Annotated in this window: 13 protein-coding genes; 4 read left to right on the top strand and 9 right to left on the bottom strand. The window is 66.0% G+C overall.

The genetic code is table 11. The features are described 5' to 3' along the window. Positions 1 to 417 precede the first annotated feature (417 nt). From AC10QF_RS16225 to AC10QF_RS16235, 3 genes are all read right to left on the bottom strand, one after another. Entirely contained in the window at positions 418 to 885 is a 468-nt protein-coding gene (locus AC10QF_RS16225; RefSeq protein WP_111204766.1) for a hotdog fold domain-containing protein, read from the bottom strand. Positions 886 to 960: 75 nt separating this feature from the next. Further along, positions 961 to 3,438 carry an acyl-CoA dehydrogenase gene (locus AC10QF_RS16230; protein ID WP_494542506.1) on the bottom strand — a complete coding sequence of 826 codons (2,478 nt, stop codon included), beginning with the start codon at positions 3,436 to 3,438 and terminating at the stop codon, positions 961 to 963. Further along, positions 3,435 to 4,352 carry an alpha/beta fold hydrolase gene (locus AC10QF_RS16235; RefSeq protein WP_032954411.1) on the bottom strand — a complete coding sequence of 306 codons (918 nt, stop codon included), beginning with the start codon at positions 4,350 to 4,352 and terminating at the stop codon, positions 3,435 to 3,437. Before AC10QF_RS16235 ends, AC10QF_RS16230 begins: the two co-directional genes overlap by 4 nt. Before the next feature lie 153 nt (positions 4,353 to 4,505). Between AC10QF_RS16235 and AC10QF_RS16240 the strand changes: the two genes are divergently transcribed. Beyond that, positions 4,506 to 5,108: a TetR/AcrR family transcriptional regulator gene (locus AC10QF_RS16240; RefSeq protein WP_005418411.1), complete on the top strand. Its 603-nt coding sequence runs from the start codon at positions 4,506 to 4,508 to the stop codon at positions 5,106 to 5,108. A gap of 146 nt (positions 5,109 to 5,254) precedes the next feature. On the opposite strand, the gene AC10QF_RS16245 is transcribed toward AC10QF_RS16240, so the two are convergent. The 3 genes from AC10QF_RS16245 to hslO all read right to left on the bottom strand — a co-directional run bounded on the left by AC10QF_RS16245 (position 5,255) and on the right by hslO (position 10,362). After that, positions 5,255 to 8,131 carry a TonB-dependent receptor domain-containing protein gene (locus tag AC10QF_RS16245; protein WP_069139371.1) on the bottom strand — a complete coding sequence of 959 codons (2,877 nt, stop codon included), beginning with the start codon at positions 8,129 to 8,131 and terminating at the stop codon, positions 5,255 to 5,257. 372 nt (positions 8,132 to 8,503) lie between these two features. Then, positions 8,504 to 9,352: an XOO1806 family protein gene (locus AC10QF_RS16250; protein ID WP_494542507.1), complete on the bottom strand. Its 849-nt coding sequence runs from the start codon at positions 9,350 to 9,352 to the stop codon at positions 8,504 to 8,506. 116 nt (positions 9,353 to 9,468) lie between these two features. Further along, on the bottom strand, positions 9,469 to 10,362 hold the full coding sequence (gene hslO / locus AC10QF_RS16255; protein ID WP_005418408.1) for an Hsp33 family molecular chaperone HslO: 894 nt from the start codon (positions 10,360 to 10,362) through the stop codon (positions 9,469 to 9,471). A 77-nt stretch (positions 10,363 to 10,439) separates the two neighbouring features. Between hslO and mtgA the strand changes: the two genes are divergently transcribed. The 3 genes from mtgA (at position 10,440) to AC10QF_RS16270 (ending at position 12,661) form a co-directional block, all read left to right on the top strand. After that, the gene (mtgA, locus tag AC10QF_RS16260; RefSeq protein ID WP_494542508.1) at positions 10,440 to 11,189 is read left to right on the top strand and encodes a monofunctional biosynthetic peptidoglycan transglycosylase; all 750 of its coding nucleotides are present in this window, start codon (positions 10,440 to 10,442) and stop codon (positions 11,187 to 11,189) included. 61 nt (positions 11,190 to 11,250) lie between these two features. Then, complete coding sequence (locus AC10QF_RS16265) at positions 11,251 to 12,270, top strand: glycosyltransferase family 2 protein (RefSeq protein ID WP_065178200.1); 1,020 nt, start codon at positions 11,251 to 11,253, stop codon at positions 12,268 to 12,270. Continuing rightward, the gene (locus AC10QF_RS16270; protein WP_069139374.1) at positions 12,230 to 12,661 is read left to right on the top strand and encodes a CBS domain-containing protein; all 432 of its coding nucleotides are present in this window, start codon (positions 12,230 to 12,232) and stop codon (positions 12,659 to 12,661) included. The genes AC10QF_RS16265 and AC10QF_RS16270 overlap by 41 nt, the downstream gene beginning before the upstream one ends. A 489-nt stretch (positions 12,662 to 13,150) precedes the next feature. On the opposite strand, the gene AC10QF_RS16275 is transcribed toward AC10QF_RS16270, so the two are convergent. From AC10QF_RS16275 to AC10QF_RS16285, 3 genes are all read right to left on the bottom strand, one after another. Beyond that, positions 13,151 to 15,124, bottom strand: a complete 1,974-nt coding sequence (locus tag AC10QF_RS16275; RefSeq protein ID WP_494542509.1) for an AsmA family protein — start codon at positions 15,122 to 15,124, stop codon at positions 13,151 to 13,153. A gap of 82 nt (positions 15,125 to 15,206) precedes the next feature. Beyond that, complete coding sequence (trhA, locus tag AC10QF_RS16280; RefSeq protein WP_005418403.1) at positions 15,207 to 15,845, bottom strand: PAQR family membrane homeostasis protein TrhA; 639 nt, start codon at positions 15,843 to 15,845, stop codon at positions 15,207 to 15,209. Positions 15,846 to 16,004: 159 nt separating this feature from the next. Then, positions 16,005 to 17,609 (bottom strand): peptide chain release factor 3, encoded by a 1,605-nt coding sequence (locus AC10QF_RS16285; RefSeq protein WP_053499606.1) that lies wholly within the window; start codon positions 17,607 to 17,609, stop codon positions 16,005 to 16,007. Positions 17,610 to 17,642: the final 33 nt, after the last annotated feature.

The following is a 17,642-nucleotide window of genomic DNA, read 5'->3' on the forward strand; positions in this document are numbered from 1 at the left end:
GGTGTCCGCGGCATGGATGCCGCGGCCAAGCCTACACGGACGTACTTGCGGCGTCCCCCGCGAACCCAACCCGCCCGGCCCCTGACAGTTTCAGGGCGCGGCCAGCTCACGGAGAAGAAAAAGAAGATCAAGGGCAACAGCGGGTCGCTGCGCTCGTTGGGTTCTGTGCGCATGAGAAAAGCGGCCATTGGGCCGCTTCTGCTTCTGCTCTTCTTTTTTCTCTTGCGTGGGTGGACGCCGCAGAGATCTGTCCGAGGCCGGAGGGGTGGGGCCGGGCGGGGTATCCGCGCCATGGATGGCGCGGCTAAGCCTACAGGGACGTACTTGCGGCGTCCCCGCCTGGCCCCGCCCCTCCGGCCCCACCGATAAACCGCTTTCCGCGACCCACCCACGAGGGGCTGCGCCGTTCGCGGGAACTTACTTCGCCGGCGACATCCACATGTCGATGACCGCGCTGAACACTTCCGTCCCCGCGCGGTCGCGCACGCTGACCGTCACCGGCAGCGCATAGCCCTCGGCCGCGACCACAATGGGCTGTGCCGGCAGCGCCACCGCCTGCAGCGTGCCGCGGGCCTTGGCCAGGTACTGCACCTGCATCCCCTTCGGGATCCAGCGCATGCCCTTCGGCAGCGATGCATCGACCATCAACCCGGCGGTCAGTTCGGCCAGGTTGCACATCGCGATCGCGTGCACCGTGCCGATGTGGTTGCGCACCCTGCGGCGATCGGCCAGCGTGCCTTCGCAGCGGCCGTGTTCCAGGCGGGTGATGCGTGGCGCGATGCTGGCGAAGTAGGGCGCCTTGAAGCACACCGCGCGCGAGAACAGCCAGGTGCCGGCGGGCCAGCGCTGCAGCCGGTGGTAAAGCGAGAGCAGGGGCGTGGACATGGTGGGTATTCCGGTCGGCGGATAAAGCGACGGCGGGCCGAGGCCCGCCGTCGAAGCAACGCGTGTCGCGGGCGATCAGGCTGCCTGCGAATGCGGGTCCTTGTGCTGGCGGTCGTAGTAGCTGGCCGCGCGCAGTTCGTGGGTGTCGAAGTCGTCCACGGTGATGGTGTCCAGGGTCAGCGTGCGCAGCTCTTCCAGCAGGCTGCGCTCGTCCTGGGTGATCACGCCCTCGGCCACGGCTTCGTCCAGCTGCGCCTTGAAGTCCAGCGCCTCGATGCCCTTGCTCTTCAGCGCCTTGAGGAACTTGCGCTCCACCGGCTCGGCCATGATCGCCTTGCTCAGGTAACTGTTGATGCGGCCACCCGGGTTGTTCTCGCACGGGGTCAGGAACACGCCATTGGCGAGACGGTCGCGGGCTTCATTCGGCGCCATCAGCAGGGCGGCGACGCGGCGGCTCAGGCGATCACCCGGAGCCTCGGCACGACGGCCCAACGGGAAGATGAGCGCCCACATCAGCCAGCCGATCGGACGGATCGGGAAGTTGCGCAGCGCGGCCGACAGCGACTCTTCGATCTTGTGCACGCTGTCATGGAAGGCCCAGGCCAGCAGCGGCTGGTCGGCCTGCGGTGCACCTTCGTCGTGGTAGCGCTTGAGCATGGCGCTGGTCATGTAGACATGGCTCAGCACGTCGCCCAGGCGGCCGGACAGCGATTCCTTGAACTTCAGCTTGCCGCCCAGGGTCATCATCGAGATGTCGGCCATCAGCGCCAGGTTGGCCGAGTAACGGTCCAGCTTGCGGAAGTAGCGGCGGGTGTAGGCGTCGCCCGGGGCGGCGCCGAAGCGCGCGCCGGTCAGGCCGAACCAGAACGAACGCACGGCATTGGAGATGCCGAAGCGGATGTGGCCGAACAGGCTGCGGTCGAACTCCTGCAGGCCGGCACGGGTATCCGGATCCTGCGCGGCCTTCATTTCCTTCAGCACCCAAGGGTGGCACAGGATCGCACCCTGGCCGAAGATCAGCAGGCTGCGGGTCATGATGTTGGCGCCTTCCACGGTGATCGCGATCGGCGCGGCCTGCCAGCTGCGGCCGGCGAAGTTGCGCGGCCCCAGGATGATGCCCTTGCCGCCGATCACGTCCATCATGTCCGAGATCACTTCACGGCTCATGGTGGTGCAGTGGTACTTGGCGATGGCCGACGGCACCGACGGCACATCGCCACGGTCAACCGCAGCGGCGGTGGCCTGCGACAGCGCACTGATCTTGTACGCCTTGCCGCCGATGCGGGCCAGCGCTTCTTCCACGCCCTCGAAGCGGCCGACCGACAGGCCGAACTGCTTGCGGATGCGCGCATAGGCGCCGGTCACGGCGGCACCGGCCTTGGCACCGCCGCTGGCGGTGGACGGCAGGGTGATCGAGCGGCCCACGGCCAGGCACTCGTTGAGCATGTTCCAGCCCTTGCCGGCCATGGCTGCGCCGCCGATCAGCTGGGTCAGCGGAATGAACACGTCCTTGCCGCGGATCGGACCGTTCTGGAACGTCGAGTTCAGCGGGAAGTGGCGACGGCCGATTTCGACGCCGGCGGTATCACGCGGCAGCAGGCCCAGGGTGATGCCGATGTCGCGGGTATCGCCGATCAGGCCATCCGGGTCGTACATGCGGAAGGCCAGGCCGATCAGCGAAGCGACCGGGGCCAGGGTGATGTAGCGCTTGTCGAAGGTCAGCTTGACGCCGAGCACCTGCTCGCCGTTCCACTCGCCCTTGCAGACGATGCCGTAGTCCGGGATCGAAGTGGCGTCGGAGCCGGCGAACGGACCGGTCAGGCCGAAGCAGGGCACTTCGCGGCCATCGGCCAGGCGCGGCAGGTACTGGTCCTTCTGTTCCTGGGTGCCGTAATGCACCAGCAGTTCACCCGGGCCCAGCGAGTTGGGCACGCCGACGGTGGAGCTGACCACCGAGGACACCGAGGCCAGCTTCTGGATCACCTTGTGGTGGGCCAGCGCGGAGAAGCCCAGGCCGCCGTACTCCTTCGGGATGATCATGCCGAAGAACTTGTTCTTCTTGATGAAGGCCCACAGCTCCGGCGGCAGGTCGGCGTGGACGTGGGTGATTTCCCAGTCGTTGACCATCGTGCACAGCTCTTCCACCGGGCCATCGAGGAAGGCCTGTTCTTCAGCGGTCAGCTGCGGCTTGGGGTAGTTGAGCAGGATGTTCCAGTCCGGATCACCGGTGAACAGTTCGCCCTCGAAACCGACCGAACCGGTTTCCAGCGCGATGCGCTCGGTCTGCGACAGCGGCGGCAGCACCTTGCGGAACACCTTCATCATCGGGCTGGTCAGCAGCGGCTTGCGGATGAACGGCAGCAGCAGCGGCACGGCGATCACCGCCAGCACCGCCGCAGCGACGATGGTGGCGGTCTGGTTGACGTAGGGAATGAACCAGCAGGCGGCCAGCAGGGCCACGCTGATCAGCGTCCAGGTAACCAGCCGCATGCGGTGGTAGGCGACGAAGGCGCCTGCCAGCAGCAGGGCGAGGAAGGGAAGAACGATGCTCATGAGCGTGCTCCGGTGACGTGCTCGTTTGTGGCGGACGAAGCCGCAGCGTCCGCTGCGGGCAACACGTCCAGATAGTCCAACACAGTAGCGGTAAAGGCGTCGTTGTCATCGCCGGCGACCATGTGGGTCGCTTGCGGCAGCTGTACATGGCGCGCATGCGGCGCCAGCGCCAGGAATTCGGCCACGGTCTGCGGCGTGACCAGGTCGCTGCGGCCCCCGCTGACCAGCAGCAGCGGGCACTTCACCTGGCGTGCGGCCTCGGCCAGTGCGTCCTGGTGCTGTTCGCTGTCGCGGGCCAGCTCGGCCACCAGGCGCGGGTCCCAATGCCAGCGCCAGCGCCCGTGGCCGTCCTCGCGCAGCAGCGCACGCAGCGACTGCTCGGATTTGCGCGGCCGGTGCGGCATGTAGGCCGAGATCACGTCGGCGGCCTGGGTCAGCGAGGCGAAGCCGTCGGGATGGGCGGTCATGAAGGCGAGGATGCGCTCGACACCGGCGGTATCCCAGCGCGGGGTGATGTCGACCAGCACCATGGCCGAGAACAGGCCCGGCCAGCGCGATTCGGCCAGCAGGCCGAACAGGCCACCCATCGAAGCGGCAACCAGTACCGGCGGGCGCGGCTGTTCGCCGGCCAACACGATCAGGTCGTCGGCGAACTGTTCGCCGTGATAGGGCAGATCGGCGCCATTCCAGTCGGAATCGCCATGGCCGCGGGCGTCGTAGGCCAGCGTCTGCAGGCCGGCCGCGTTCAGTGCGCGGGCAGTGGCATTCCAGGCGTGGCGGGTCTGGCCGAAGCCATGGGCAAACAGGACCCGGCCGCGCCGGCCATGGTCGCTGACGGTCGCCGCCAGGCGGGCGCCATGGGCGGCGTCCAGGCGCAGGTCATGGAACGCAGCGGGAGTGGGGGACATAACCATACTTGCTAGTATGGAGAGCTTCGAGGGGAAGTCAATACTGCACGGTATGGTGCGTTGCAGAACGCGCGTGGAGGGACCCTTCCGACGGGCCTGCGACGGTTTCGACCGCAACCGCGTACTGCAACGAACCCCGGCGTATGGTTAAATCAGTCCATGAATCAACCTGACGCTTCCGCCGGCGAACCGCGCGCCGGCCGCAACAGCCGCCTGAGTGCCGAAGACTGGGCCCAGGCGGCCCTCGATCTGATTGCTGAACAAGGTGTCGGCGCCGTCGCGGTAGAGCCGCTGGCACGGCGGCTCGGCGTTACCAAGGGCAGTTTCTACTGGCATTTCCCTTCACGCGATGCATTGCTGCAGGCGGCGCTGGAACGCTGGGAACTGTTCGAACAGGAACAGGTGTTCGGCAGCCTGGAAGACGTACCGGATCCGCGCGTGCGCCTGCGCCAGCTGTTCCAGATGGTGGCGCATGAAGTGCAGCCGCACATCATCTACAGCGAGCTGCTGAAGGCACTGGATCATCCGATGGTGCGGCCGGTGATCGACCGGGTCTCGCAGCGTCGCCTCGACTATCTGGTCGCCTCGTTCCGCCAGGCCGGCCTCAGCTCGACCGATGCGCGTCATCGCGCACGCCTTGCGTACGCCGCTTATGTCGGCTTCCTGCAGTTGTCGCTGCAGCTGCAGCAGCCCAAGCAGGCGCGCGAGGATTTCGAAGCGTACGTCGAGCATCTGATCGAGACGCTGATTCCGAACGGATGAGCGCCCGGACATGATCTCGAAGGAAGGCCGCAGCGATGCTGCGGCCTTTTTGTTGTGCGCTGGCCAGCGCCCGTCCATGGCGCACAAAGAACAACGGCCCCTTTCGGGGCCGTTGCTGCATCAGCTGAAGCTGATCAGGTTCCCGATCAGAACTTCTGCTTGTACTGCATGTACATGAAGCGACCGATGTCGTAGCCACCGTAGTAGGAGAACTGCGAGTTCGGGGCCGAGTACATCTGCGGGCCGTAGTGGTCGAACACGTTGCGCGCACCGACGGCGATGGTCGCATTCCACGGTGCGTTCCAGGAGACCTGGACGTCGTGGAACATGGTCGAGCCACGCTTGTTCATCGGCTGGTCGCGCACCGGATCCGGCGAACCGAAGTCCGGCAGGCTGCACTCGTCGCTGTAGTAGCAACGCTCCTTGACGCTGGAGAAGTAGCGGGTGCCCCAGGTCACGCCCCAGTCGCCACGCTCCCAGCCCAGCACCAGGTTCGAACGCAGGCGGAAGTTGCTGCCGAAGCCGTTGAGGATCGACACCGGCACCTGCTGCGCGTTGGTGGTCTTCAGCACGTTCTTGGTGACGTAGCTGTTCTGCAGGTTGGCGCTGAAGGTACCCCAGCTGTCGGTCTCGAAGCGGTACGCCACGTCGAAATCGAAGCCTTCGGTTTCCTGGTAACCGGCATTACGCGGTGCGTAGGTCAGGTTGATCACGTTGTGACGGTTCGGATCACGGGTGAACGAGTTGCAGCGCTCGGCGATGCCAAGCACGTAGCAGTCGTTCAGCTGGTCATCCGGACTGTCGGTGACGATGGTGTTGGTGATCTTGATGTTCCACCAGTCCAGGCTCATGTTCAGGCCCTGGGCGAAGGTCGGGCTCCACACCAGGCCAACGGTCTTGGACTTGGACTTTTCCGGAGTCAGGTTCGGATTGGAGACGGCGTTGAACGGATCCGGCGTCTGCTCATCCGGACCGCTGGCCGGCACATAACCCTGGCGCAGCTGGCGGAAGGTGCTGGCGGTCGGGCCGATGGCCGCGGCACAACGGGCGGCGACGCCCGGCTGATCAGTCGAGCCGAACGTGGTGTCGCACGGATCGGTGAAGTATGCGAAGGTCTGCGAGCTGCCACCGTACAGATTGTCGATGGTCGGCGCACGGAAGCCTTCGGCGTAGGTCGCACGCACCAGCAGCTGGTCGATCGGCTTCCACTTCAGGCCGAACTTGTTGTTGGTGGTGTCGCCGAAGGTGCTGTACTTCGAGTAACGGGTGGCGGCGTTGAAGCTCAGTTCCTTGGCACCCGGCAGGTCGGCCAGGATCGGAACATTCAACTCCAGATAGACTTCGTTGACGTCGTAACCACCACCGGTCGGGCCGGCGGCCAGATCGGTCGAGTAGCCGGTCTGCGACAGCGCGTCCGGATTGTACGAACCCTTGTCTTCGCGGTACTCGTAACCCAGCGCGAAGCCCAGGTCGCCGGCGGGCAGGGTGAACAGGCTGCCGGCGATGTTCGCGTAGTAGGTCTTGGTGGTGACTTCACCGGTGTTCTTGGTGGTCGGGAACAGGAACTGCTGCAGATCCGGGTTGCCGGTCAGGCCACCGTCACCGGTACGGCCGAACGGAATGGCCGGGTTCCACGGCAGGCAGCCGCCAGCGCCCGGGCCATAGATCGGATTGGAACCGTCAACCAGGCCAGCGGCCGTACCGCACTCGACGCGGCCGGTGGCCGGGTTGAAGAACGACGGACCGGTGGCGGCATTGACCGCCAGCACGTTGTAGTTGCCGGTCTGGCTCTGCTGGTTCTCCGAGTTCTGGTAGATGTAGCCGGCTTCCCAGTCGAAGTACTTGTCATTGAACTGGAAGCTGCCCTGCAGGGCGCCGGTGAAGCGGAAGGTGGTCAGCTTGTTGGTCGACAGGCGCGGCACTTCCCAGCCACGGCGCATGAAGCCCATGTCCTTGCCGAAGGGGTTGTAGTAGCTGTCGGCATCCCACTTGGCACCCAGGCGCTCATACGACGCGGACTGCAACGGATAGCCTGCGACCTGGGCCTGCGACTCACGACGGGTATACAGCAGGTCGGAGACGAAGCGGATGTTGTCGGTCAGGTCGTACTGGACGTTGGCGAACACCGAGCGACGCTTGGTCGGCGTCAGCAGGTGCATCTGCGTGTTGGAGTTGCTGGTATCACCGGTGATGCCGGCGAAGTCCTGGTCGTGGTACTGGTTGACGTCGCGATAGTCGCCACCGCGGTTCAGCACCAGCCAGTCATCGGTATCCGGATCGATGATGGTGCCCCACTGGCTGACCGGGCTCCAGTTCTGGGCCGGGTGGAAGGTGGTGCGCGGGTAACGGCTGAACCAGCGGTCCTTGGCCCACACTTCCTTTTCTTCGGCGTACTCGGCGCCGATGGTGATCGAGCCACGGTCACCGGTGAAGCCGGCCACGAAGTCGTAGCTGGTCTTCTGGCCGTCGCCTTCGCCGTACTGGCCGACGTAGGCGTTGGCTTCCAGGCCCTGGAAGTTCTTGCGGGTGATGATGTTGATCACGCCGGCGATCGCGTCGGAGCCGTAGATCGACGACGCGCCGTCCTTCAGTACGTCGATGCGCTCGACGATGGCCGACGGAATCTGCGACACGTCCTGCAGGCCGCTGACGCTGGCGCCGAGGCGCTTGCCGTCGACCAGCACCAGGGTGCGCTCGGCACCGAGGTTGCGCAGGTCGATGTAGAAGCCACCGACGGCTTCGCCGGAGGACAGCGGCTCGGAACGGCTGATGGCCGGGCTGCCGGCGGCTGCGATGTTCTGCAGGACGTCGGCAACCGTCTTGAAGCCGCTCTTCTCGATCGAAGCACGGCTGATGCTCAGAACGGGCTGGGCGGTTTCGGTATCGACCTGACGGATGCGCGAACCGGTGACCTCGATGCGGTCGAGGTTGGTCGCTTCCTGGGCGTGGGCCGTCGCGGTGGTGGCACCGGCGACAAGCGCGATCACAACTGCGTCACGCAGCTGGCTGGACTTGAGTTTCATTGGCTCTCTCTCTCCAAGAAATCTTGGCTGGGGTTAGTGCCCGGCGGGGGAGCGAAAAAGCGCTCCCAAATCGCGAGGCTGACCCGATAGTAACGGGCGTTCGCCAAGAATTAAAGCTGTGTTAATGAAGTCTGTGATTTTGGTAAAAAAGCGCTTTTCCCAGCCCAATCAACGGGTTGCCGGTATGGTCATGCTGATCTGCCTCGTTTGTTAACACAGAATGATGAAAAAAGTTTCGACTGATATGTATCCCAATATGTCGATACGCTCTACGGTCGATACCGCTCATGCGAGTGCGAGGCAGGCACGCAGATGCAAAAAGGCGCCTTTCGGCGCCTTCGGGAATATCGTTGCTGAAGCTGATTGAGGGGATCAGAGATCCTGTTCGTAACGCACGTACGGCACGGTGCCGTCGTCGTTGCTTTCGTTGCGCGGGGAGAATGGATTCTTGCCGCGGCTGATCACGTTCTCGGCGCCGACGGTCAGCTGGCCGGACCACGGGGTACGCCAGGTCAGGCCGATGCCCAGGCCTTCGAACTTGCCGGGCTTGCCCGGCACGTCGACCACGCGGCCGATGATGCTGCCGGTGAAGTTGCCGTAACCGGCACCGATGCTCAGGCTCTTGCTGTCCCAGCGATCGACGATGGCCGGCGAAGCGTCGGCCAGCGGTACCAGGCGTGCCTTGGCGTAGGTACCGGCGATGGAGACGAAGCCTTCGCGGCCAATGTTCTTCTGCGCGAACACGGTCAGATCGTTCTGCTCGGCGCGCAGCGAGGGCGTCTTGTTCGGGCCCGCCAACCAGGCGGGCAGGGTTTCACGGCCGGTGCCGGCGGTGATGCCCAGGCGGCTGTTGCCGCGGTTCAGCGCGGCGGTACCACTGAAACGACGGCTGTTCAGATCATCCTCGTCGCCCAGGCTGGCCAGCATGCAATGGCTGGCCAGGCCGCTGATGCTGGTGCCGCTGCTGCTGTTGCAGAGCAGGCCCAGCGAATCGCCGGAGGACAGGCCAAAGGCCGCGTCCAGCGAATTGCGGCCGAAATGCCAGCGGGCGCCGGCTGCCTGTTCGCCGGTCGGCTCCAGGTACAGCAGCGCCTCGACCTTGCCGCTGCCCTTGTTCCATACCGGCAGCACGGTGCGGGTGTCCTTGCTCTGCGCATGCACGCCCGTGATCGCGCCAAGGGCGATCAGCAGGGCCAGCGGTAGACGCAGGAAGGTACGCATCGGACCAGTTCAGACAGGGACGGACAACGGAAGTTCCCGTGGGGACGGGAACTCGATCCTAGGGTGTTTATGAATTCTTAACAAGCCTTGATCCTCCCCAGGTACAAGACTGCCGTTTACTGAAGTCGTTCAGGCGCCGCTACAGCCCCCTGGGCGCCGTGGAACAGTATGCCGAACTCCGTCAATGGAAAGTGATACTCACGCCCGCAGAATTCGCAACGCACCTCGACGGCGCCGGTGGCCTCGGCGGCCGCGCGGGCCTCCTCTTCCCCCAGCGACTGCAGCATGCCGGCCACCCGCTCGCGCGAGCAGGAGCAGGCAAAGGACAGCGGCTTGCCGCCCAGCAGTTCCGGCCGCTCCTCGTGGAACAGGCGGTGCAGCAGCTGCTCGGCCGGGGTCGCCAGCAGTTCGGCCTTGCCCAGGGTTTCGAACAAGGCGCTGGCGCGGGCCCAGCCATCCTCGTCGCCTTCGTCGCCCGGCAGCTTCTGCAGCAGCAGGCCGGCGGCACCGTTGCGGTCGGCGGCCAGCAGCAGGCGGGTCGGCAGCTGCTCCGACTGGCGGAAGTAGTCCTCGAAGGCCTCGTCCAGTTCCGGCGCAGTCAGCGCGACCAGGCTCTGGTAGCGCTGCGGCTCGCGCGGGTCCAGGCCGGGGTTCTCGATGGTGATGGCGAGGATTGCGTCATCGCCGAGGCGGGACAGGTCACGCGGTGCGTCGCCACCCTCGCTGAGCTGGGCGATACCGCGCAGGGTGCCGGCGGCGGTGCATTCGGCGAACAGGGTGCGCAGCGCGGTGCTGCTGCGCAACTGCACCGACAGGCGCCCGTCGATCTTGGTGTGGCCGGTGAACAGCGCCGAGGCGACGCAGGCCTCGCCAAGCAGTTCGGCAGCGGCGTCCGGGTAAGCGGCATGGGACAGGATTTCCTGCCAGGTGGCCTGCAGGTGCACATGCACGCCACGCACGCCGGCGTCGGGGAGCAGGAAACGGATCAGGGAATCGGGATTGGCGGTCATCGGCTCACATCGCGCGTAAACGGGGGCGGTTGCCGGATAATGCGCCGACAACCAGACAGAAGAAGGATGCACCAGTAATGGGGGCAGCGGGAGAGCAGCACAAGGTAGAGGCGGTGGTGGCCGCGCCGCGCCGGCGACGCTGGCGCTGGAAGCGGCTGCTGTGGCTGCCGGTGCTGCTGGCCGCGTTAAGCTGCCTGCAGGTGCTGGTGTTGCGGTTCATCGACCCGCCGGTGTCCATGGTGATGCTGTGGCGCTATGGCGAGGCGCTGAGCGAGGCCGACTGGTCCTATCGGCTGCATTACCAGTGGCGCGACCTCGACCAGATGGCGCCGAGCCTGCCGATCTCGCTGGTGGCGGCCGAAGACCAGCGCTTCCCCGACCACAACGGCTTCGACCTGCAGGCCATCGAAAAGGCGCGCGACCACAACGCCAGGGGCGGGCGCCTGCGCGGCGCAAGCACGATCAGCCAGCAGGTGGCCAAGAACCTGTTCCTGTGGCAGGGCCGCAGCTGGATCCGCAAGGGCCTGGAAGTCTGGTACACGGTGCTGATCGAGGCGCTGTGGCCAAAGGAGCGGATCCTGGAGATGTACGCCAACATTGCCGAATTCGGTGATGGTGTGTATGGCGCGCAAGCGGCAGCGCAGAAATTCTGGGGCAAGGATGCTGCCCGGCTGAGCCCGGCCGAGAGCGCGCGCCTGGCCGCGGTGTTGCCGGCACCGCGTCGCTACAACGCGGCAAAGCCTGGGCCGTATGTGCAGCGGCGGGCCGCGTGGATCCAACGCCAGGCGCGCCAGCTGGGTGGTGCGTCCTATCTGTCGGAGGACTGAGCCCGGCGCTGCAATTGGCGAACGACGGGCCGGGCGCGTGCCGGCAACGTACAATCCGGGCATGACCCGCGAACGGCTTACCTTCGTCATCGCCGCCTACAACGAGGCCCTGGCACTGCCGCTGCTGCATCCACGGCTGTGCGCGGTGCTCGACGGCATGCCCGACATCGACGGTCACATCCTCTATGTGGACGACGGCAGCCATGACCGCACCTGGGAAGTGATCGCCGGGCTGGCCCAGGCCGATGCACGCGTATCGGCGCTGAAGCTGTCGCGCAACTTCGGCAAGGAAGCGGCGCTGACCGCCGGCCTGGATCTGGTGCACGAGGGTGCGGCGATGATCCTCGATGCCGACGGCCAGGACCCGCCGGAGCTGGTGCCGGAGTTCGTCGCGCGCTGGCGCGAAGGTCATGACAACGTCTACGGGACGCGCATGGCCCGCGATGGCGAGGCCTGGATCAAGCGCGCCACGGCAGCGATGTTCTATCGGGTGATGGGCCGCCTCTCGCGGACACCGATTCCGGCCGATACCGGGGACTTCCGCCTGCTGTCACCGCGCGCGCTGAACGCCCTGCGCGGGATGCGCGAGCGCCACCGTTTCATGAAGGGGCTTTTCAGCTGGGTGGGATTCAAGCGGATCGCCGTGCCCTACCACCGCCACGCGCGCGTGGCCGGCACCAGCAAGTTCAGCCTGTGGCGGCTGTGGAATTTCGCCCTCGAAGGCATTACCGGGTTCTCGACCGTGCCGTTGCGGGCGGCGACCTACCTCGGGCTGGCAACCGCGGCCGTCGCTTTCCTGTTCGGCCTGTGGGTGATCGTGAAGGCGGCGCTGTATGGCGACCGGGTGGCGGGTTGGCCGACGATGATGGCGGTGATCCTGTTCCTGGGCGGCGTGCAGCTGATCGCGCTTGGCCTGATCGGCGAGTACCTGGGGCGGCTGTACGAGGAGTCCAAGCAGCGGCCGTTGTACCTGGTTGACGCCTGGCTAGCATCGTCCGTGGCAGACTCGGTCCCGCAACCCACCCTGGGAGGGCAGGCAGATGACCACGGTACGGCAACTGTTGGACGGCAAGTCTCCTGAAGTACATGCGGTCGCGCCGAATGCGGCGGTGATCGATGCGATCCGGTTGATGGCGGAAAAGGGCATCGGTGCGGTGCTGGTGATGGACGGCCCGCGGCTGGTGGGAATCCTGTCCGAGCGTGATTACGCGCGCAAGATCGTGTTGCGTGATCGCTCTTCGCGCGATACGGCGGTGGCAGAGATCATGACGTCGCAGGTGGTGACGGTGTCGCCGGGCGAGCAGGTGGAGCATTGCCTGCAGTTGGTGACCGATTATCGCATCCGCCATCTGCCGGTCGTGGAGGGCGCGCAGGTGCTGGGGGTGATCTCCATCGGCGACTTGGTGAAGTCGGTGATCGATGCGCAGCGGCGGGAGCTGGATCAACTGCAGCAGTACATCGTCGCCGGGTGAGGGTGTCGCTGGCGGGCCTGCGGCCCGCCGGCCCGCTTTTCGAAGCTGAAAGCCACAGCCAAAGCCAAAGCAGCGCCTTCCTGACACGTTGGGAGACGGAGGGCATGGGCGTGCAGGACACGCCGCAAGTACGTCCCTGTAGGCTCGATGGCGCCATCCATGGCGCCAACGGTCCTGCACGCCCATGCCCTCCGCCTCTGGAACATTTCCGCGAGCGCGGTGCGTACATGCGCTGTGCCTCGTCTTTGGTAGCCGCCAACCTTGGTTGGCAACAGCTTTTGACTTGGCTTTTTTCTTTTTGACTTTGAATTTCGCTCTCGTTCCGCGCGCGGGAAACTGTCCGGAGCCGGAGCAAGGCGGCAGGCAGGACCGTGAGGCGCATGGATGCGCCGACCGAGCCTACAGGGACGTATTTACGGCGTGTCCTGCCTGTCGCCTTGCTCCGGCTCTACGCGCGGGAAAAGAGGTGCCGCGAACAACGCTGTAACCCTACTTCGCATACTGCCCGCCGCAGTCGGCGTCCTTGCCCGGCCCCAGCTCGATCGTCGCCAGCAAGGCCGCCGGCGGGGCGATGCTGCCCAGCGCCAGGGCCACCGCACCGCGGATGCCCAGCGCCTTGAAGTCCGGGCGGAACGACGGGTCCTTGAACGTGCCGGCAATGTGCAGCGGCGAGCGCAGTACCAGGATGCTCCTGTCCTTCGGGCGCGGCTTCAACAGCAGGTCCAGGGTTTCGTCGCGCAGGCTGACGGTGCCTTCGCCGATGAGGATCGTGTCGGTGGTGTCCACCGCCAGCGCCTGGCTGGTCATCAGGCCGTCGCGCACACCGAAGTCGGCGAAGGCGCAGCGCAGAGGAATCTGCTTGTCGCCGGTCACCAGGAACTTCAGCGATTCGGTGATATCCAGGCCGGCCAGCTCCATCACCAGGTTGCCGACATGGCCACGGCCCATCGCCAGGCCGACCTCGCCGCTGCTGCTGCCGAGCATTGCGGCGATCGAATTGCCGCGGCCACTCAGGTCCACCTCACCGCCGATGCCGCCCTTGGCCTGTTCGGCCAGCTTGGCATCGGGGAACAGCTGGCCCAGCTGAACGCCGCGCACGCTCGCCTTCAGCGCAGTGCTGATCTGCGGCTGGCGTGCGTCCATGCGGATGGTGCTGCGGATATCGCCGCCGGCGACGCCGAAGTTCAGCGGGGCCAGCCGCAGCACCCCGTCATCCAGCAGCAGATGGGCGTCCATGTCGTCCAATGGCAATGACGGTGCGTTGATGCGGTGGGCCTTCCAGCGCACATCGGCATCCATCGCACGCAGCTTGCCGAGGTTGTAGGGCGTGTCCGGAAGCACGCGCGCGCGCGCGGCCACCCGTGCGGCCTCGGCCTTCTGCTCCGCATTGGCGGTTTCGCCGCCGCCGGTCTTCGGTGGCGCGCCGACGAAGCCGGCCAGGTCATCGAAGTCCAGGCGCTTGGATTCCAGCGTCGCGGTCAGCCGTGGACGGTCGCGGCCCACCTCGAACTGAAGATTGCCACCGAGGTCGCTGTCGCCCACCTTGCCGGTGAAACCGTCGTAACGCCAGACGTCGTGGTCGCGCTTCAGGCGTCCATTCAGCGCGTAGGGCGGGGACGGCGGAATGGCGATGCCGAGCAATGGGTAGAGATCGGCCAGGTCCTGGCCACTCAGTGCGAACTGCAGGTCGAACACGCGCAGCTGGAACGGATTGGTCAGCGTGCCGCTTGCCACCGCGTGGGTGGCGCCGGCGCGTCCGTCGAGGTGGATGCGGAACGGGTGGTCGCTGTTGGTCAGTTCCAGCGGTGATTCGGTTCCGCCCTGCAGGGTGAACGCGTTGCCCTGCCAGTGGCCCTTGCCCTGCACCAGCAGCGGCGGCGAGGCATCTGCCTGCTTCGGCTGGCCGCTGCGCACGCCCACGCGGATGTCGGTACGGCCCGGTGCGTCGAGGAACTGCAGTCGGCCGTCGTCGATGCGCAGGCGCTTGAGCTGCGGGCTGGTGCCGCCAGCGCTGTCACCGAGGAAGTCCCAGTTGCCCGGCTCGCCCTGGCGTGGGGCGGTTTCCAGCAGCACGTCCGGCCGGGTCAGGCGCACTTCCGGCAGTTGCACGCTGCCGCGCAGCAGGGGCCACACGCGCACGTCGATTTCGACGCGGTCGGCCGTGGCCATGTTCGGCTGCTTGGCCCAACCGGCATTGGCGAAGGTGATCGCATCGGCGCGGATGGTGCTGGTCCGGCCGAGATCGACATCCAGGTTCCCGATGTGCAGTACACGGCCGGTACGCGCCTGCACCGCGCGCTCGACCGGCCCCTTGAACCAGTTCCAGTCCCACAGTGCGATCAGTACCAGGATCGCCGCGAGCAGGAAGATCAGCAGCGTCAACCAGCGCCGGCCTCGCGGGCCGGGGCGGCGGAGGCGCCAGCGGTTCGTGCGCTTTGCGGCAGGGGAGGCGGCGGCATTCACGCTGCCATGGTTGCCCCCTCATCGTGGACGGGGCGCGAAGCGTCCATGTGCGCGGCGTGCACGCGCCGCGCACGGGCCAGTGCTACAGCACCTGCATGGTGACCGCGACGAAGTGGCAGACGCTGCCACCGATGACGAACAGGTGCCAGATCGCATGCGAATAGGGAATCGATTCGCGGTGGTAGAAATAGGTGCCCAGCGTGTAGGACAGGCCGCCGGCCAGCAGCCAGCCCAGCGTCCAGCCGTCGATCGAGGCCAGCATCGGCTTGACCGCCACGATCACCAGCCAGCCCATGGCCACGTAGATGGCAGTGGACAGGCGCTTGAAGCGACCGGTGTAGAACAGCTTGAACACCACGCCGGCCAGGGCCAGGGTCCAGATCGCGGCGAACAGGCCCCAGCCCCACGGGCCGCGCAGGCCGATCAGGGTGAATGGGGTATAGGTGCCGGCGATCAATACGTAGATCGCACAGTGGTCGAACACTTTGAGCCGGCCCTTGGCGACCGGGTGCTGGATGGCGTGGTACAGGGTGGACGCGGTGTACAGCAGCAGCAGCGCGATGCCGAACACGATGGCGCCAGCCAGCTGCCAGCCATCGCTGTAGATTGCGGCCAGGGTGATCAGCACCGCGCCGGCGCCCAGGGCGAGCACGGCACCGAGGCCATGGGTCAGGGCGCTGGCGATTTCTTCGCGGATCGAAGCAACGGAAGTCGTGGACATGGCGTAGGCATCGTTCGCGGGGAGGGGGACCCGCACCCCCCTATCATCGCCGCGATGGGCGGCACGTGCACGCCCGTCACCGTATGGTGGGTGAATCCCTGGGTTGCGCCGGCGGGGTCAGAGCCCTTTCCTTGCGGAAAGGGATCCGACCCCGTGGCATCAGCCTGCCGAAACGGTGTGCGCCGCTTCGCGTGTGGCCGAGAAACGCACATCCGGCGAGCGTTCCTGGGCCAGCTGCAGGTTGACCCGGGTCGGAGCGAGGTAGACCAGGTGGCCGGCCGCATCCAGCGCCAGGTTGAGCGCGTTCTTCTCGCGGAACTCTTCCAGCTTCTTCTCGTTGCTGCAGTGGACCCAGCGCGCAGTGGTCACGCTGACCGGCTCGAAGGTGGCTTCCACACCGTACTCGTCCTTCAGGCGGTAGGCGGCCACGTCGAACTGCAGCACGCCGACGGCACCCAGGATCAGGTCGTTGCTGGTCAGCGGGCGGAAGAACTGGGTCGCGCCTTCCTCGGACAGCTGGGCCAGGCCCTTCTGCAGCTGCTTGAGCTTGAGCGGATCACGCAGGCGTGCGCGGCGGAACAGTTCCGGGGCGAAGTTGGGAATGCCGGTGAAGGTCACCGCTTCGCCTTCGGTGAAGGTATCGCCGATGGAGATGGTGCCGTGGTTGTGGATGCCGATCACATCGCCGGGCCACGCTTCGGCCGCGATCTCGCGGTCGCTGGCCATGAAGGTCAGCGCGTTGGCCAGCTTCATTTCCTTGCCGGTGCGCACGTGGAAGGTCTTCATGCCGGCGCTGAAACGGCCCGAACAGACCCGCATGAATGCCACGCGGTCACGGTGCTGCGGGTCCATGTTGGCCTGGATCTTGAACACGAAGCCGGTCAGCTTGTTCTCTTCCGGTGCGATTTCGCGGCCGGTGGTGGTTCGCGCCTGCGGCGACGGTGCATGCTCGACGAAAAAGTCCAGCAGCGGCTGCACGCCGAAGTTGTTCACGCCCGAGCCGAAGAACACCGGGGTCTGCTTGCCGGCGCGGTAAGCGTCCAGATCGAACGGATGGCTGGCGCCCTGCACCAGTTCCAGTTCGTCGCGCAGGTCGGCCAGCATCTGTGCACCGATCTTCTCGGCCAGGCCGGGCGCATCGATGGACGGGAAGATGGTCGAGTCCTGGCGGGTGAAGTTGCGACCCGGTTCGTACAGGTGCACTTCGCCGGTCAGCAGGTGAACCACGCCCTTCAGGCGCTGGCCCATGCCGATCGGCCAGGTGACCGGCGCGCACTGGATGCCGAGCACGGTCTCCACTTCATCCAGCAGCTCGATCGGGTCCTTGCCCTCGCGGTCGAGCTTGTTGATGAAGGTCATGATCGGGGTGTCGCGCAGGCGGCACACCTCCATCAGCTTGATGGTGCGCTCTTCCACGCCCTTGGCTACGTCGATCACCATCAGCGCCGAGTCCACTGCGGTCAGCACGCGGTAGGTGTCCTCGCCGAAGTCGGCGTGGCCAGGGGTGTCGAGCAGGTTGACGATCTTGCCTTCGTACGGGAACTGCATCACCGAGGAGGTGACGGAGATGCCGCGTTCCTTTTCCAGCGCCATCCAGTCGGAGGTGGCGTGGCGGGCGGCCTTGCGGCCCTTGACCGAACCGGCCATCTGGATCGCGCCTCCGAACAGCAGCAGCTTTTCGGTCAGCGTGGTCTTGCCGGCGTCAGGGTGGGAAATGATGGCGAAGGTGCGGCGACGCGACGCTTCGATGGCGACTTCGGACATGGCAGTGGCGCCCGCCCGGGGCGCTTTTCAAAG

This window comes from Stenotrophomonas maltophilia complex sp. Om-AH-Sm3 (genome assembly GCF_059337855.1).

Coding starts and splice junctions, on each gene's coding strand:
- AC10QF_RS16225 (WP_111204766.1), bottom strand. CDS start 885: ATGTCCACGCCCCTGCTCTCGCTTTACCACCGGCTGCAGCGCTGGCCC.
- AC10QF_RS16230 (WP_494542506.1), bottom strand. CDS start 3,438: ATGAGCATCGTTCTTCCCTTCCTCGCCCTGCTGCTGGCAGGCGCCTTC.
- AC10QF_RS16235 (WP_032954411.1), bottom strand. CDS start 4,352: ATGGTTATGTCCCCCACTCCCGCTGCGTTCCATGACCTGCGCCTGGAC.
- AC10QF_RS16240 (WP_005418411.1), top strand. CDS start 4,506: ATGAATCAACCTGACGCTTCCGCCGGCGAACCGCGCGCCGGCCGCAAC.
- AC10QF_RS16245 (WP_069139371.1), bottom strand. CDS start 8,131: ATGAAACTCAAGTCCAGCCAGCTGCGTGACGCAGTTGTGATCGCGCTT.
- AC10QF_RS16250 (WP_494542507.1), bottom strand. CDS start 9,352: ATGCGTACCTTCCTGCGTCTACCGCTGGCCCTGCTGATCGCCCTTGGC.
- hslO (WP_005418408.1), bottom strand. CDS start 10,362: ATGACCGCCAATCCCGATTCCCTGATCCGTTTCCTGCTCCCCGACGCC.
- mtgA (WP_494542508.1), top strand. CDS start 10,440: ATGGGGGCAGCGGGAGAGCAGCACAAGGTAGAGGCGGTGGTGGCCGCG.
- AC10QF_RS16265 (WP_065178200.1), top strand. CDS start 11,251: ATGACCCGCGAACGGCTTACCTTCGTCATCGCCGCCTACAACGAGGCC.
- AC10QF_RS16270 (WP_069139374.1), top strand. CDS start 12,230: ATGACCACGGTACGGCAACTGTTGGACGGCAAGTCTCCTGAAGTACAT.
- trhA (WP_005418403.1), bottom strand. CDS start 15,845: ATGTCCACGACTTCCGTTGCTTCGATCCGCGAAGAAATCGCCAGCGCC.
- AC10QF_RS16285 (WP_053499606.1), bottom strand. CDS start 17,609: ATGTCCGAAGTCGCCATCGAAGCGTCGCGTCGCCGCACCTTCGCCATC.